Here is a 16,851-nt window from a genome sequence, read left to right on the forward strand (position 1 = left end):
CATTGAAAAGGGATCGGTACCCAGGTACCGATCCCTTTTTTACATCTACATCACGGTCGGATACGGCATCTGTGTGATACAGATATCATCGATGTCATACACCCCACCGGTGGTTGGGTTTCTGACCGAAACCGAGGCCTCGAACGGTTTACCGGGCAAATAACCGAGTGCCACATTGACGCTGAGCCAAGTATTGATCTGCGGCACGTTTTGCGTCCACTTCAAGGTGCCCAGGTGAATCTCGACAAAGGTCGGCGCCCCAATCGCGGCAAACTTGTTGATCCTGTAGCGGAAGCTGACGCGGTAGTAGCCCGCGGCGGCAGGCGTAAGCACTTTGTACAGACTGACGCCACTGCCGGTACCCGGTGTTGACTGCCAGAAATAGTTGCCATTCGATTCGCGGCGAATGCCCGCATCCGGCCATTCACTGAGCCAGTAGTTCATGTAATTGTCATTGAACGTCGTGCACTCCTTGATCATCACGCTTTGCAGCGTGTAACGGGTGGGTGGAAATTCAATCGCCTGCAATTCATCCCTTACACCATTGAGCGCCGCTTTGAATTGCAGGGTCAGTTGGCTGCGATTGCCAAGGTCTCGCAGGTAATTGCTCAATACGGTTTCCAGGTGATAACCCTGGCTGATCCAGGCCGCGTCGACCTCGGCCCTGTCGGAACCATTCATCAGGGTCAGGTTATGCGGCGTACCGTCGGCTCTGACACCGTACAAATACAGCCATACGGGCAGACCCGGGCGCATAAATGCAAAGGTCGTCACCCTGGCAGTGGCGTTGCCGGGCAGGGCATCCACATCGATCACGCCGTTGGCGGAGGCTTGGTCGATACGAATCACGGTTTTTTTCAGTTCGGCCAGCGGCAGGCTTTCAAGACTGACCGTGAGCGGTACCGAAGGCCGGGTTTCCCCGCCTCGTGTCACCGTATACCTGATCGTGAACTGCGTGGACGTGTTGCCGATATTCGCGGCGATCACTGATGCGGGCACGTCGACGATGACGGTGCCATCGGTTTCGCCGTACTTCGGCCCGATCACGGTTGAGCCGGCAGCGGTACTGCCCAGGACTTCCACGAAGAGGATGTCGCTGCTATACATCGGGCCGTAGGACACCTGCACATGCGCCCCATACTGGGCATTCAAGGGGGCCAGGGTGACCCGTGTGCCGGAGCCGGTTGCCTCGATCAGGCTCGGCACCGGGAACTGCGTGGGCAAGGCCTGAATGGTATAGCGCCGCTCCTTGAACCACACCGCATTAGACAGTTCGGCGCTGCGGTCGAACGTTACCCCGAAGCGCATGCTCAGTGGGGAGCCGTCCTTGAGCTTGCGCAATTCAGCGACCGGCGCCGGTGGACGAATACCGTTCAATTCGCCGTCCTGTGTCACCAGGTCAGCGGTGTAAAAGCTGTGGTAGAAGGGATAGCCGTCAGCGTAGGTGCCGGACATCTCGAACCACATGCGCTGGAACCGATGACTGAAGTGCCAGTGGTCTTCAATCGCGCGTTCAGTGCCGTTCAATGTGGCGAGATTCAGCACGCCATCACGAGAATGGCCTTCTATGTAGGGTTCTGTCAGTGGCGGTGGCAACAATTCCAGGGCCAGTACTGGCGAAGGGGTCTCATGCTCGCCTCGCATGACGAAGTACTGCACCTCAATGAAGTGTCCCTGGGCCTGGATATTGGCGCCCACCACCTCCGGGTCGATATGAAAGTGCAGGACTTTCGAAGAGCTGCCGTATTGGGTCTCGCAATAAGTACCGATGCCCGCAATGCCGGTCCAGCAACAGCGAACCTGGTGGGAAGGCAGCATCTGCGGGTACTCGACGACAACAGTCGCGCCGTTTAACGCGGCCACTGCCGCCAACTGGTCGGGATAGCGCGTGGCCTGCGAGACCTCGGGACGCAGGAGGGTCAGCGCCTGGCCCACAGTAATGGTCCGGCGCTCCGAATAACGGCGTCGGCTGCCGTCCTTGGGTACCAAGGTGTAGCTCAGGCGGATCTCGTTATTGTCATTGGCAATGACGAACGCTTCGTCCACCAGGACCACCACCGGTTTGCCGGCCGTATCGGAAAAGAGCTCGACTTCCCCTCCAGTGGTTCCGCTGGCGTTGGCGCCCAGCCATGTCCAGAGGAACTTGTCCCCAGGGACCGTGCGTATGTAGGGCAGCGTCAGCTTGAGCTGACCTCCGATCACGCTGGCAGGGTCCAGGTTGTCGAACACGTCGACATACTGCAATAGCGGCGCAGGCAACTCAGCGACGACCGATCCGAATATGACTTCCAATACTTCGGACTTGCGCACCGTCTGTACGCCTGGGCCAAGTGTGCGCATTTGATGGTCATTGACGAGGTAGTAGACCTTGACCGGTCCCACGCCGATGAAGGGCGCAAACTCCTCCTGCGTTACGATGCGAAAGCGGTCAGGTGGCGGCGGTGCACCTGCGTTTATGGTTTCTTCGTATTCAATCAGTCCACCACCAGGTCGCGGTGCTTCCATGCGAAAGGTCACACTGTTGTTGACTGCGTAAGGGCTGTAGACCGGGAAAATGGCTTTGATGAAAGGGTGTTCCGGGTCAATCAGGCCGCCCTCGTCTTGCTCGATTCGCATTGGGGGCATCATTTTTTTCGTGCCGAACACGCGAATACCCAAGCGTCGAGAAGCGCGCAGGAAGGCGCCACTGGCCGTCGTCAGGGTATATTCGATGCGCAATTGTCCATCGATCACGTCTTCGAGGTACTTGTTGTCCAACACGATGGAGGACGAAAGGCCGATACGCGCAGCAAATGCCGGCAGCGTCACGACGTTGGATGAGCCATCGGGGTAGAACTGGGTCAGTTTGACGTGGATCAGCGCGCCTGTTGGTGTAGGTGTGGACGGACCACCAGGGTAGAGCGCGGGTAGCGTACGCGGAACGACCATTTCCGCGCTAAACACCTCGTCTCCCTGGGTGTCGAAATTCAGCTCGTCGACTGACTTACCGCCCACCACGAAGTGCGGCGGATCAAGCATGCCGGGTTCAAGGTCGGCCTCCAGCTTGATCACCTTCGACCACTGTGGGTCTTCCCCGGAATAGTTGAGTACGCGGTCAAACACCCGGAAGAGAATGGAAACTGCGCCGCTGCCCCCTGAAATAATGGTTTCTTCAGGGACATGCACGATGATGGGCTTAAGACCATCAACGTGTTGCTGATCGATTTTTTGAAAAACAGCGATACCGTTCCACCACACTTCAATGGTGTCGCCTACCGTGCAGAACGGATAAAAGTCACAGGTCAGGTCCACACCCGCCTGGGCACGCACGGGGTCCAACGTCGTGTCCTTGAGATCATCAGGCAGGTGTATCACCAGGTTCGAGTGGAACCATGGGTAGATGCTGCGTCCCCCTGGCCGCGTGGTTTTGGTGAACCACGTCTGAGGTAGGGATGTGCTGGGCGTGGCGCTGGCCACTCTGGTCACTTCACCGAAGCAGGGATAAATCGTGCCTTCGGGCACCAGCGATGCGGGAATGACCAACTGCACACGGTCCTTGTACACATCTTCCGGGTAGACCTCGCCTGCAGCCAAGGCGTAGCTGGTGCTGCCGGCGAAAAATTTATAGGTGTCACCGACATTGAAGTTAAACCATCTTTCAAACGTCACGATCAGCCACGGATCGATTTGTCGAATGCCCAACCCCACGTCAGCATCCAGATTCGGCTGCAGCGCGCCGTTGACATAAGGCGGGTCAAGGTCGACGGCGGAGGGCGATGCGGGCTCGTGGGGCGGGGATTGATACAGGGGAATGGGCAGGTTGGAGGACGTTATTTCTTTCATAGTGAGCGCTCCTTGTACAGTGATGAAACCGGGCAAGGAAATCACACACCCCTGGCAGCAGAGCGGATAGCTGTCAAAGTTGACAGAAGCGACGAGTGGTTAGTGAAGACTCAGGCCTGGTTCCGCTCGGTCAACCGTTGCACGGCCAGCCGCCGATAGTGCGACGGGGTCATGCCCTTGAGCTGCTGAAAGCGCCGATTGAAGTTGGAAATGTTATTGAAGCCCGACTCAAAGCACACATCCGTCACGGCCTTGTCGCCATCGGCCAGCAACTCGCAGGACTTGCTGATGCGCAGCCGGTTGACGAATTCAATGAACGTCCTTCCGGTGGCCTGCTTGAACACCCGGGAAAAATACGTCGGCTTCATCCCCAGGTACTCCGCCACTTCTTCCAGCGGCAACTCCCGGGCGTAGTGGGCAAAGATGTAGTCCACCGCGCGGTTGGTGCGGTCGATGCTGTGTTCGTCGGCTTGCTGTGGGGTGGTCACGCCAGACAGCAGTTGGTAGTCCTCACAGGCGCTCAACACTTCCAGCAGGATAAAAAAGTGCCCCAGGCGCGCCATGCCGTGGGCGTCCTCGATCTGCTGCATCAGGGTCATGGCCTGGGCGATAGTCTTTTTGCAGCGGAATTCGATGCCGTAATGGGCGCGCTCGAGCAACGGCGCCAGGCTCTTGAGTTCGGCGAAGATGTGGCTGCCGTGTTCGAACAGCTCATCGGTGAAGTTCACCAGCATGTCGCGCTTGGGCACTACCTCGTCTTCCTCCACCTGGCTGATCCAGTTGTGGGGCAGGTTGGGGCCGGTGAGAAACAGGCTTTCCGGGTAGAAGTTGCCGATGTAGTCACCGATAAACACCTTCCCCGAGCTGGCGACGATCAGGTGCAGTTCGTATTCCTTGTGGAAGTGCCAGCGCACCAGCGGGCAGGGGAAGCCGTGCTGGCGATAGATGATGGACAGACCGTTGTGGTCGTCCATCAGCTCGTAGGAAGGGTCGGTGATGCGCGTTGCTCGGGTCATGTTGCCGTCGCTTTATTGTGGTTGCTGCGTAGGATAATGCCCCGTCGCGCGCGACCTCGCCAGCGGTAGCCTTACAGGGTGCGGTTTTTTGCCTCGATCCACTGGGACATGTACTGGGTACTTTTATGCGCATGATGGCGCAGCATGCTGCCGGTGAAGTTGTCCCGGCGATGGGCGGCGAGGTGGCGGCGGCAGTGTTCCAGGCAGGCCACCAGCGCAGGCCCGTGGACCGATTGGTCGTAGCGCCGGGCAAGCAGTTGACGACCGTTTTCCTGGGCCTGGGTCCAGCGTTCGCGGTCCTGATAGAGGCTCACGGCGGCGGCAGCCAGGGCCGAGGCGCTGTGTTCGATGGCGCCCGGCCAGGGCTGATCATCGCCCATGGCCTCGGCGCCGATAGGGGTGGTGACATTGGGCGTGCCGCACAGCATCGCATCGATCAACTTGCCCTTGATGCCCGCGCCAAAGCGCAGCGGTGCCAGGCAAATACGCGCGGCGCTCATCACCTGCAGCGCGTCTTCGGCCCAGTTCATCACATGAAAACCCTGGGCCGGGTTGTGCAGGGCGGTTGCCTTGGGCGGTGTGTACGCGCCGTAGATATGCAACTGCGCGCCCGGCAATTGCTGGCGGATCAGCGGCCACAGGCTGTTCTTCATCCATAGCACCGCGTCCCAGTTGGGCGCATGGCGGAAGTTGCCGATGCTGAGAAAGTGCGCACGCTCTTCAAACGGCGCAAACGCGGCGCTGGGCGGTTGCAGCATCAGCGGGCACCAGTGGAGCAGGGCGGCCGGCACCTTGAACTGTTCGGTGAGCAGACGGATTTCCACGTCGGAGATCATCAGGCTGATGTCGCAGCGGTAAATGGCAGCAATTTCGCGTTTGGCCAGGTCGGTATCGGCCATGCGTTGGAACTCGTTCTCCAGCGCCGGCGCGAACAGGGCGCTGAGGTCGTCGCTGTCGGGGTTGGCCTTTACGTGCTCCTTGAAACGCTGGTGGCGGGCGTCGCGCAGGCTTTGCAGGTCAGAGGTCTCCAGCACGCGCAGGGCGTCGGGGCAGCACTTTTCGACGCGCCAGCCGAATTGCTCTTCCATCATGAAACGGTCGAACAGCACGATATCCGGGGCCAGTTCGCGGACAAAATCATCGAAGCTGCTGTTATTCAGTTCAATGGCGCATTCAGCGATGCCGAGTGCGGGCAAGTCGGCCTTGTGTTCGCCGATGGTCGCCGGGCTGCTGAAGGTAATGTCCCAACCCTGTGTAAGAAAACTCTCAAGGATTTGCATCATATGCCCGCCCGCAGCCGAGGAGCGCGGCTCCGGCCAGACGTAACCAATGACCAGGACTTTGGTGGCAGGCTGATTCATCAACAGCGGTTTCCTTGAGGGACAGGCGAAAAGCGCGCAATTAAACCACAACCCGGCGGCATGACAATTTGTGTCTGGCGGTAGGTAGCGTCGGCACTTTGTGGTTAACTTCGGCCTCTCGAATTCGTTTAACCAAAACCCAGCATAAGGATTCCGTTCATGGCTCAAGTCACCCTTAAAGGCAACCCGGTCCAGGTTGAAGGCGAATTGCCACAAGTCGGCACCCAGGCGCCCGAGTTCACCCTGACCGCCGGCGACCTGTCGGACGCGACCCTGGCGAGCTTCGCCGGCAAGCGCAAAGTGTTGAACATCTTCCCAAGCGTCGACACCCCGACCTGCGCCACCTCGGTTCGCAAGTTCAATGCCCAGGCCAACGACCTGAACAATACCGTGGTGTTGTGCATTTCCTCGGACCTGCCATTCGCCCAGGCGCGTTTCTGCGGCTCCGAAGGCCTGGACAACGTCAAGAGCCTGTCGGACTTCCGCAGCGCTGCATTCTCTCAGGATTATGGCGTGGATATCGTTGAAGGCCCGCTGCGCAGCCTCACTGCTCGCGCCGTTGTGGTGCTGGATGAGAACGACAAGGTGCTGCACAGCGAACTGGTTGCCGAAATCGGCCAGGAGCCAAACTACGAAGCAGCCCTGGCTGTTTTGAAGTAACTGTTTCTGCGCATGACTGTCGTAAGGCAGTCACACGTATGATGCAAGCTTGCGGCCTGGCCTAGTCCAGGCCGTTTTTATTTGGGTGTCAGCAGCTTAGCGAAACAGCCCGCAGACCAGGACCCGAATTTTAAAAGTTGTAAGCCCAAGGTAAATAGCCGGTAAAGGCGCTTTTCTAAATGCGCTCCAGTGCTTATCTTTCAGCCTCCCAAAGAAGAAGCTCTCGCGCCCAATGGTTGATCACTCCATGCAATCCTCCCCCCGCAACCCCCGTCGCTGGCTGTTCGGCCTGCTTGTGCTGCTGGTTATCGCCGGCCTGTGCTGGAAATTCTGGCCCGGCGGCGCGACCCATAAAGACGCCCCGGCCGGGCACACCGGCAAGACCGGCATGGCGCGCCCAGGGTTCGGCGGCTCCACCGGCCCGGTGCCGGTGCGCGTGGCGCCGGCTGTTTTGGGGGAGTTCCCGGTGTACTACAAGGCCCTGGGCACGGTGACCGCGCTCAACACGATCAACGTGCGCAGCCGGGTGGGCGGCGAGCTGGTGAAGATCGCCTTTGAAGAGGGGCAAATGGTCAAGGCCGGCGATTTGCTCGCCGAGATCGACCCGCGCAGCTACCAGAACGCCTTGCTCCAGGCCCAGGGCACGTTGCTGCAGAACCAGGCGCAGTTGAAAAACGCCCAGGTCGATGTGCAACGCTATCGCGGCCTGTACGCCCAGGACAGTATCGCCAAGCAGACCCTGGACACCGCCGAAGCGCTTGTCCTGCAATACCAGGGCACGGTCAAGACTAACCAGGGTGCGGTCGACGATGCCAAGCTCAACCTTGAATTCACCAAGATCCGTGCGCCGATTGCCGGTCGCGTCGGTTTGCGTCAGCTCGACGTCGGCAACCTGGTCGCCGCCAACGACACCACGGCCCTCGCGGTGATCACCCAGACCCAACCGATCAGCGTGGCCTTCACCCTGCCGGAAAACACCCTGGACACCGTCCTCACCCGTTATCACGCCGGCAACAAGCTGCCGGTGGAAGCCTGGGACCGTGGCGACACGAAAAAGCAGGCGGTGGGCGTGCTGCAGAGCCTGGACAACCAGATCGACGTGACCACCGGCACCCTGAAATTCAAGGCGCGTTTCGATAACAAGGATCAGGCGCTGTTTCCCAACCAGTTCGTCAATGTGCACTTGCTGGCCGACACCTTGCACAACGTGGTGCTGGCACCGTCCGCCGCGATCCAGTTCGGTAACAGCGGCACCTTTGTCTACAAGCTCGATGGCGACAACAAGGTCAAGGTCCAGCCGCTGGTGGTGGGTGATACCGATGGCGACAACACCGTGATCAAGCAAGGCCTGGCGGCGGGTGATCGGGTGGTCATGGAAGGCACCGACCGTCTCAAGGACGGCAGCGAAATCGAAGTGGTCAACGACAGCAACGAAGTGCCGACCACGCCGACCGAACACCTGCAAGGCAAGCCCGCGGCGAAAGGGGAGACCGGTACTGACGCCGGCAAGGCGCAAAAGGTCGGCGCATGAACCTGTCGCGCCTGTTTATCCTGCGGCCGGTCGCCACCACGCTGAGCATGCTCGCCATCGTGCTGGCCGGCCTGATTGCTTACCGCTTGCTACCGGTTTCGGCCTTGCCCCAGGTGGATTACCCGACCATTCGGGTGATGACGCTGTACCCCGGTGCCAGCCCTGACGTGATGACCAGCGCGGTCACCGCGCCGCTGGAGCGCCAGTTCGGGCAGATGCCCGGCCTGACCCAGATGGCTTCCACCAGTTCGGGCGGTGCGTCGGTACTGACCCTGCGCTTCAACCTCGACATCAATATGGATGTCGCCGAACAGCAGGTGCAGGCCGCGATCAACGCCGCCACCAACCTGTTGCCCAAGGACTTGCCGGCGCCGCCGGTGTACAACAAGGTCAACCCGGCGGACACCCCGGTGCTGACCCTGGCGATCACCTCCAAGACCATGCTGCTGCCCAAGCTCAATGACCTGGTCGACACGCGCATGGCGCAGAAGATCGCGCAGATCAGCGGCGTCGGCATGGTCAGCATCGCCGGCGGCCAGCGCCAGGCGGTGCGCATCAAGGTCAATCCCGAGGCCCTGGCGGCCAATGGCTTGAACCTGTCGGATGTGCGCACCCTGATCGCCGCGTCCAACGTCAACCAGCCCAAGGGCAACTTCGACGGGCCCACGCGGGTGTCGATGCTCGATGCCAACGACCAGTTGGTATCCCCCGAGCAATATGCCGAACTGATCCTGGCCTACAACAACGGCGCGCCGTTGCGCCTCAAGGACGTGGCGCAGATCGTCGACGGCGCCGAAAACGAGCGCCTTGCCGCCTGGGCCAACGAAAACCAGGCCGTGCTGCTCAATATCCAGCGCCAGCCGGGTGCCAACGTGATCGAGGTGGTGGACCGTATCAAGGCCCTGCTGCCGAGCATCACCGACAACCTGCCGGCGGGCCTGGACGTGACGGTGCTCACCGATCGCACCCAGACCATCCGCGCGTCGGTCAAGGATGTGCAGCACGAATTGCTGATCGCCATCGCCCTGGTGGTGATGGTGACGTTCCTGTTCCTGCGCCGGGTCAGCGCCACGATCATTCCCTCCATCGCCGTACCGCTGTCGCTGGTCGGCACCTTTGGCGTGATGTACCTGGCGGGGTTCTCGGTCAACAACCTGACATTGATGGCCCTGACCATTGCCACCGGCTTTGTGGTGGACGACGCCATCGTGATGCTGGAGAACATCTCCCGCTATATCGAGGAAGGCGAGACGCCTATGGCCGCCGCGCTCAAGGGCGCCAAGCAGATCGGTTTCACCCTGATTTCCCTGACGCTGTCGCTGATCGCCGTATTGATCCCGCTGCTGTTCATGGCCGACGTGGTCGGGCGCTTGTTTCGCGAGTTTGCCATTACCCTGGCGGTGGCGATCCTGATTTCCCTGGTGGTGTCCCTCACGCTCACGCCGATGATGTGCGCACGATTGCTCAAGCGTGAACCGAAGGAAGAAGAGCAGGGCCGCTTTTACAAAGCCAGCGGCGCCTGGATCGATTGGTTGATCGATGCCTACGGGCGCAAGCTGCAATGGGTGCTCAGGCACCAGCCGCTGACCCTGCTGGTGGCCATCGCCACCCTGGGCCTTACGGTGGTGCTGTACCTGGTGGTGCCCAAGGGCTTCTTTCCGGTGCAGGATACCGGGGTGATCCAGGGCATTTCCGAAGCGCCGCAGTCGATTTCGTTTGCCGCGATGAGCCAGCGCCAGCAGGAACTGGCGAAGATCATCCTCGCCGATCCGGCGGTGGAAAGCCTGTCCTCCTACATTGGCGTGGACGGTGATAACGCCACCCTCAACAGCGGTCGCTTGCTGATCAACCTCAAGGCCCATGGCGTGCGCGACTTGAGCGCGGTGCAGGTGATCGCGCGCCTGCAACCGGCCATCGATAAGCTGGTGGGTATCCGCCTGTTCATGCAGCCGGTGCAGGACCTGACCATCGAAGACCGCGTCAGCCGTACCCAGTATCAATTCAGCATGTCCTCACCGGACGCCGAGTTGCTGGCGCTGTGGAGCGACAAGCTGGTGCATGCCCTCGGCCAGTTGCCGGAACTCACTGACGTCGCCAGCGACCTGCAGGACAAAGGCCTGCAGGTGTACCTGGTAATCGACCGCGATGCCGCCTCGCGCCTGGGCGTCAGCGTCTCGACCATCACTGACGCGCTCTATGACGCCTTTGGCCAGCGGCAGATTTCCACCATCTACACCCAGGCCAGTCAGTACCGTGTGGTCTTGCAGGCCCAGTCCGGCGAAACCCTCGGTCCGGCCGCGCTCAACCAGATCCACGTGAAGACCACCGATGGCGGCCAGGTGCGGCTGTCGAGCCTGGCCCATGTGGAGCAGCGCCAGGCGCAGTTGGCGATTGCCCATATCGGCCAATTCCCGGCGGTGATGATGTCGTTCAACCTGGCCCCCGGGGTCGCGCTGGGCAAAGGCGTGGAGCTGATCAACCAGACCCAGAAGGACATCGGCATGCCGGTCGGCGTGCAGACCCAGTTCCAGGGCGCGGCCCAGGCGTTCGAGGCCTCGCTGTCGAGCACCTTGCTGCTGATCCTGGCGGCGGTGGTCACCATGTACATCGTGCTCGGCGTGCTCTACGAGAGTTATATCCATCCGATCACCATTCTTTCGACCTTGCCCTCGGCGGCGGTGGGTGCCTTGCTGGCCTTGCTGCTCAGCGGCAATGACCTGGGCATGATCGCGATCATCGGCATCATCCTGTTGATCGGTATCGTCAAGAAGAACGCGATCATGATGATCGACTTCGCCCTCGACGCCGAGCGCAACCAGGGCCTGGACCCGCAGACCGCGATCTACCAGGCGGCGCTGCTACGCTTCCGGCCGATCCTGATGACCACCCTGGCGGCCTTGTTCGGTGCGGTGCCGTTGATGCTGGCCAGTGGCTCCGGTGCGGAATTGCGCCAGCCTCTGGGCCTGGTGATGGTCGGCGGGTTGCTGGTGAGCCAGGTGTTGACGCTGTTCACCACGCCGGTGATTTACCTGTATTTCGACCGTCTTGGCCGGCGCTGGCGTAAAGAGCCGCAAAGCCTGGAGCCGGTTGAGCCATGAATCTGTCCGGACCTTTCATTCGCCGGCCGGTAGCCACCATGCTGCTGAGCCTGGCGATCATGTTGCTCGGTGGCGTCAGCTTCAATTTGCTGCCGGTGTCGCCGTTGCCGCAGATCGACTTCCCGGTGATCGTGGTGTCGGCCAGCTTGCCGGGCGCCAGCCCCGAGGTGATGGCGTCTACCGTGGCCACGCCGCTGGAGCGCTCGTTCGGCGCGATTGCCGGCATCACCACCATGAGCAGTTCATCGAGCCAGGGCTCCACGCGGGTGATCCTGGCCTTCGATTCCGACCGCGATATCAACGGCGCGGCGCGGGAAGTGCAGGCGGCAATCAATGCGTCGCGCAACCTGCTGCCCAGCGGCATGCGCAGCATGCCCACCTACAAGAAGATCAACCCGTCCCAGGCGCCGATCATGGTGCTGTCGCTGACCTCCGACGTGTTGCAGAAGGGCCAGCTGTACGACCTGGCCTCGACCATTCTGTCCCAGAGCCTGTCCCAGGTGCCGGGCGTGGGCGAAGTGCAGATTGGTGGCAGCTCCCTGCCGGCCGTGCGCATCGAGCTGGAGCCCAAGGCCCTCGATCAGTACGGCGTGGCTCTGGATGATGTGCGCAATACCATCGCCAATGCCAACCAGCGCCGGCCCAAGGGCTCCCTGGAAGACAGCGAGCGCAACTGGCAGATCCAGGCCAACGATCAGTTGGAAAAAGCCAAGGACTATGAGCCGCTGCTGATTCGCTACCAGAACGGCGCGGCGCTGCGCCTGAGCGACGTGGCGAAGATCAGCGACGGCGTGGAAGACCGCTACAACAGCGGGTTTTTCAACAACGATTCGGCGGTGTTGCTGGTGATCAACCGCCAGTCCGGCGCCAACATCATTGAAACCGTGCGCCAGATCAAGGCGCAGTTGCCGGCGTTGCAGGCGGTGTTGCCGTCCAGCGTCAAGCTCAACCTGGCCATGGACCGTTCGCCGGTCATCACCGCCACCTTGCACGAAGCCGAGATGACCCTGCTGATCGCCGTGGCCCTGGTGGTGCTGGTGGTGTACCTGTTCCTGGGCAACTTCCGCGCCTCGTTGATCCCCACCCTGGCGGTGCCGGTGTCGCTGGTGGGCACCTTTGCGGTGATGTACCTGTACGGGTTTTCGCTGAACAACTTCTCGCTGATGGCGCTGATCCTGGCGACCGGCCTGGTGGTGGACGATGCCATCGTGGTGCTGGAGAACATCTCCCGGCATATCGACGAAGGCGTGCCGCCGATGAAGGCCGCGTACCTGGGCGCCCAGGAAGTCGGCTTTACCTTGCTGTCGATGAACGTGTCGCTGGTGGCGGTGTTTCTCTCCATCCTGTTCATGGGCGGGATCGTCACCAACCTGTTCCGTGAATTTTCCATCACCTTGTCGGCGGCAATCATCGTTTCGCTGATCGTGTCGCTGACCCTGACCCCGATGCTCTGCGCACGCTGGCTCAAGCCCCATGTCAAAGGGCAGATGACCGGCTTGCAGCGCTGGAGCCACCGCATCAACGAACGCATGGTCGCCGCCTATGCCACCAGCCTGGACTGGGTGCTGCGCCATCGACGCCTGACCCTGCTCAGCCTGTTGCTGACCGTGGGCGTGAACATCGCGCTGTACGTGGTGGTGCCGAAGACCTTCATGCCCCAGCAGGACACTGGTCAGTTGATTGGTTTTGTGCGCGGGGATGACGGGCTGTCATTCAACGTGATGCAGCCGAAAATGGAAATCTTCCGCCAGGCCGTGCTCAAGGACCCGGCGGTGCTCAGCGTGGCCGGCTTTATCGGCGGCAACAGCGGCACCAACAACGCGGTGATGCTGGTGCGCCTCAAACCGATTGCCGAGCGCAAAATCTCGGCCCAGGCCGTGATCGAGCGACTGCGCAAGGAAGTGCCGCTGGTCCCCGGCGGGCGTCTGTTCCTGATGGCCGACCAGGACCTGCAATTCGGCGGCAGCCGCGACCAGACCAGCGCGCAGTATTCCTACATCCTGCAAAGCGGTGACCTGGCCGCGTTGCGCCTGTGGTACCCCAAAGTCGTGGCCGCCATGCGCGAGCTGCCGGAGCTGACCGCCATCGACGCCCGCGAAGGGCGCGGCGCGGCCCAGGTCACCCTGATTGTCGACCGCGACCAGGCCAAGCGCCTGGGGATCGACATGGACATGGTCACCTCGGTGCTCAACAACGCCTACAGTCAGCGGCAGATTTCCACCATCTACGACAGCCTCAACCAGTATCAGGTGGTGATGGAGGTCAATCCCAAATATGCCCAGGACCCGATTACCCTCAACCAGGTGCAGGTGATTACCGCCGATGGTGCGCGCGTGCCGCTGTCGACCATTGCCCATTATGAAAACAGCCTGGCCGATGACCGCGTCAGCCATGAAGGCCAGTTCGCCTCGGAAAACATCGCGTTCGACATGGCGCCAGGCGTGACGGTGGAGCAGGGCACTGCCGCCATCGAGCGCGCGATTGCCAAGGTCGGCCTGCCGGAAGACGTGATCGCCAAGATGGCCGGCACCGCCGACGCGTTCGCCGCGACCCAGAAAGGCCAGCCGTTCATGATTCTCGGCGCGCTGGTGGCGGTGTACCTGGTGCTGGGCGTGCTGTATGAAAGCTATATCCACCCGCTGACGATTCTGTCGACCTTGCCCTCGGCCGGCGTCGGCGCGTTGCTGTCTATCTATCTGCTGGGCGGGGAGTTCAGCCTGATCTCGTTGTTGGGGCTGTTCCTGCTGATCGGGGTGGTGAAGAAAAACGCGATCCTGATGATCGACCTCGCGCTGCAGCTTGAGCGGCATGACGGCATGAGCCCGCTGGAGTCGATTCGCAGCGCCTGCCTGCTGCGCCTGCGACCGATCCTGATGACCACGCTGGCGGCGATTCTTGGCGCCTTGCCGCTGCTGCTCGGCGCCGGCGATGGCGCGGAAATGCGCCAGCCCCTGGGCCTGACCATCATTGGCGGCCTGGTGTTCAGCCAGATCCTGACCCTTTACACCACCCCGGTGGTTTACCTCTATCTAGACCGCGCGCGCCACCGCTTCAACGCCTGGCGCGGCGTGCGTACCGATGCTGCCCTGGACACTGCGCTATGAATGATTCAACCAACGCGAACCCCACTGTAGGAGCGAGCTTGCTCGCGAAAAACGTGCAGACACCGCGTTCTTCCAAGCTCGGCGCGTTATCGTTGACGACCTTCGCGAGCAAGCTCGCGCCTACAGTGGGGTTGGCGTTGTTGCTCAGCGCCTGCGCCATCGGCCCCGATTACCAGCGTCCGCCCGTGGTCGAACCGGCACAATTCAAGCAAGCCCAGGGCTGGCGCCAGGCCAACCCGAGCGACTCCCTGGCCCGGGGCGCGTGGTGGGAGCTGTACGGCGACCGCCAACTGAACGAGCTGGTGGTGCGCCTCAACAGTTCCAACCAGACCGTCGCCCAGGCCGAGGCGCGTTTCCGTCAGGCCCAGGCACTGGTGCGCAGTGCTCGCGGGGCGTTTTACCCCAGCGTCGACCTGAGCGTCGGTAAAACCCGCGCCAGCCAGGGCACCGGCAGCAGCAGCGCCAGCCTGAGCAGTTCCAGCAGCGGTATTCGCGACACCCTCAATGCGCAACTGGGCGTGAGCTGGGAAGCCGACGTCTGGGGCAAATTGCGCCGTGGCCTGGAGGCCAACGAAGCCAGCGCCGAGGCCAGCACGGCAGACCTGGCGGCGATGCGCCTGAGCCAACAGTCGGAACTGGTGCAGAGCTACCTGCAGTTGCGCGTCATGGATGAACAGACGCGTTTGTTGCAAGCCACGCTGGACACCTACCAGCGTTCGCAGCAGATGACCGAAAACCAGTACCGCGCCGGTGTTGCCGGCAAGGACGCTATCGCCCAGGCGCGAACCCAGCTCAAGACCACCCAGGCCAGCCTGATCGACCTGATCTGGCAGCGTGCCCAGCTTGAAAACGCCATTGCGGTATTGATCGGCGAAGCGCCGGCCAATTTCAGCCTGGCCGTCAGCAAGGACATCCCGGCGTTGCCGCAGATTCCCGTGGGCCTGCCGTCGCAGCTGTTGGAGCGCCGCCCGGATATCGCGTCGGCCGAACGTTCGGTGATTGCAGCCAACGCCAATATTGGTGTGGCCAAGGCCGCCTATTATCCTGACTTGACCTTGAGCCTGGCGGGGGGCTACTCCAGCAGCACCTATGAAGACTGGATCAGCCTGCCGAACCGTTTCTGGTCGGTGGGCCCGAAGCTGGCCATGACGCTGTTCGACGGCGGCCAGCGCTCGGCGGAAGTCGACCGCAGCGTGGCCAGCTATGACGAAACCGTGGCCAAGTACCGTCAGACCGTACTGGATGGGTTCCGCGAAGTCGAAAATTACATGGTGCAGCTCAAGGTGCTGGCCGACGAAGCGGTGGTCAGCAACGAGGCGCTGGAGTCTGCTCGCGAGTCGTTGCGGTTGACCGAGAACCAGTACAAGGCGGGGCTGATTGCCTACCTGGACGTGGTTACCGTGCAGGCAACGGCCCTGAGTAATGAGCGCACGGTACTGAACTTGCTGCAGTCGCGGTTGGTGGCGAGTGTGCAGTTGATTGCGGCGTTGGGTGGGGGGTGGGATGGGAACACCCGTCTGGCCGACCAAGATAAGTAGGGGTAATTCAATCTCGGGATGGCCTATGCTGCTACCCAAATGACACGCCTCGGTCAATGTGGGAGGGGCGGTGCGACGATTCGACTTGCCCCCGATGGCGGCCTCAGAGCCGACCAGGATTTTGGATCGATCCCGGTCCAAATGTGGGAGGGGCGGTGCGACGATTCGACTTGCCCCCGATGACGGCCTCAGGGCCGACCAGGATGTTGTGTCGATCCTGACCCAAATGTGGGAGGGGGCTTGCCCCCGATGGCGGCCTCAGAGCCGACCAGGATGTTGGATCAGACCGAGTACATATCCGTTTCTGCGGTAACGGCTGCTAATGGTTCCGCTTTTACAGCGGCTCACTTTTGAAAAGCGCAAAAGTAAGCAAAACGCTCTTGCCCCACCACTCGGCACCTCGCTTAGGCTCGGTGTGCCCTCTCTCCGGCTTGAATCCGTGGGCCGCCGCCACGCGCCATCCATGGCGCGGGGCGGCTAACCCGGCGTCCTGCCGGGTTACCCACGGATTCAAGCCTGCGTTCGGCCAGCGTGGTTTAACGGGGCGCCTGAGATCAAAAGCAAAAGCGCGGCGGCCTTAGAGCCGACCGGTATCTTGTGTCGATTCCGGTGCAAATGTGGGAGGGGGCTTGCCCCCGATGACGGCCTCAGGGCCGACCAGAATGTTGGATTGGACCGAGTACATATCCCTCTCTGCGGTCACGGCCACTTAGGGTTCCGC

General features: G+C 61.4%; 8 protein-coding genes. 5 read left to right on the top strand and 3 right to left on the bottom strand.

Going from position 1 to position 16,851, the window contains the following annotated elements; genetic code table 11:
* Positions 1-45: 45 nt before the first annotated feature.
* The 3 genes from BFP93_RS11555 to BFP93_RS11565 form a co-directional block, all read right to left on the bottom strand.
* Entirely contained in the window at positions 46-3,822 is a 3,777-nt protein-coding gene (locus BFP93_RS11555; protein ID WP_065893184.1) for a hypothetical protein, read from the bottom strand.
* Positions 3,823-3,932: 110 nt separating this feature from the next.
* Positions 3,933-4,838, bottom strand: coding sequence for an AraC family transcriptional regulator (locus tag BFP93_RS11560; protein WP_065893185.1), 906 nt, complete (start codon positions 4,836-4,838; stop codon positions 3,933-3,935).
* A 71-nt stretch (positions 4,839-4,909) separates the two neighbouring features.
* A complete protein-coding gene (locus BFP93_RS11565) occupies positions 4,910-6,199 on the bottom strand; it encodes a glycosyltransferase (RefSeq protein ID WP_065893187.1) in 1,290 nt (429 codons plus the stop codon).
* Positions 6,200-6,358: 159 nt separating this feature from the next.
* On the opposite strand from BFP93_RS11565, the gene tpx reads away from it, so the two are divergent.
* The 5 genes from tpx (at position 6,359) to BFP93_RS11590 (ending at position 16,130) form a co-directional block, all read left to right on the top strand.
* Complete coding sequence (gene tpx, locus BFP93_RS11570; RefSeq protein WP_065893188.1) at positions 6,359-6,859, top strand: thiol peroxidase; 501 nt, start codon at positions 6,359-6,361, stop codon at positions 6,857-6,859.
* A gap of 232 nt (positions 6,860-7,091) precedes the next feature.
* A complete protein-coding gene (locus BFP93_RS11575; protein ID WP_065893190.1) occupies positions 7,092-8,390 on the top strand; it encodes an MdtA/MuxA family multidrug efflux RND transporter periplasmic adaptor subunit in 1,299 nt (432 codons plus the stop codon).
* Positions 8,387-11,488 carry an MdtB/MuxB family multidrug efflux RND transporter permease subunit gene (locus BFP93_RS11580; protein WP_065893191.1) on the top strand — a complete coding sequence of 1,034 codons (3,102 nt, stop codon included), beginning with the start codon at positions 8,387-8,389 and terminating at the stop codon, positions 11,486-11,488. The genes BFP93_RS11575 and BFP93_RS11580 overlap by 4 nt, the downstream gene beginning before the upstream one ends.
* Positions 11,485-14,592 carry an efflux RND transporter permease subunit gene (locus tag BFP93_RS11585; RefSeq protein ID WP_065893193.1) on the top strand — a complete coding sequence of 1,036 codons (3,108 nt, stop codon included), beginning with the start codon at positions 11,485-11,487 and terminating at the stop codon, positions 14,590-14,592. Before BFP93_RS11580 ends, BFP93_RS11585 begins: the two co-directional genes overlap by 4 nt.
* Positions 14,589-16,130 carry an efflux transporter outer membrane subunit gene (locus tag BFP93_RS11590; protein WP_083205651.1) on the top strand — a complete coding sequence of 514 codons (1,542 nt, stop codon included), beginning with the start codon at positions 14,589-14,591 and terminating at the stop codon, positions 16,128-16,130. Before BFP93_RS11585 ends, BFP93_RS11590 begins: the two co-directional genes overlap by 4 nt.
* Positions 16,131-16,851 lie beyond the last annotated feature (721 nt).

The organism is Pseudomonas sp. 44 R 15 (assembly GCF_900004965.1).
Classification (GTDB): domain Bacteria; phylum Pseudomonadota; class Gammaproteobacteria; order Pseudomonadales; family Pseudomonadaceae; genus Aquipseudomonas; species Aquipseudomonas orientalis_A.

Bases quoted from the DNA above. Each gene is read 5' to 3' on its own strand.
- BFP93_RS11555 (WP_065893184.1), bottom strand. From the start codon at position 3,822: ATGAAAGAAATAACGTCCTCCAACCTGCCCATTCCCCTGTATCAATCC.
- BFP93_RS11560 (WP_065893185.1), bottom strand. From the start codon at position 4,838: ATGACCCGAGCAACGCGCATCACCGACCCTTCCTACGAGCTGATGGAC.
- BFP93_RS11565 (WP_065893187.1), bottom strand. From the start codon at position 6,199: ATGAATCAGCCTGCCACCAAAGTCCTGGTCATTGGTTACGTCTGGCCG.
- tpx (WP_065893188.1), top strand. From the start codon at position 6,359: ATGGCTCAAGTCACCCTTAAAGGCAACCCGGTCCAGGTTGAAGGCGAA.
- BFP93_RS11575 (WP_065893190.1), top strand. From the start codon at position 7,092: ATGGTTGATCACTCCATGCAATCCTCCCCCCGCAACCCCCGTCGCTGG.
- BFP93_RS11580 (WP_065893191.1), top strand. From the start codon at position 8,387: ATGAACCTGTCGCGCCTGTTTATCCTGCGGCCGGTCGCCACCACGCTG.
- BFP93_RS11585 (WP_065893193.1), top strand. From the start codon at position 11,485: ATGAATCTGTCCGGACCTTTCATTCGCCGGCCGGTAGCCACCATGCTG.
- BFP93_RS11590 (WP_083205651.1), top strand. From the start codon at position 14,589: ATGAATGATTCAACCAACGCGAACCCCACTGTAGGAGCGAGCTTGCTC.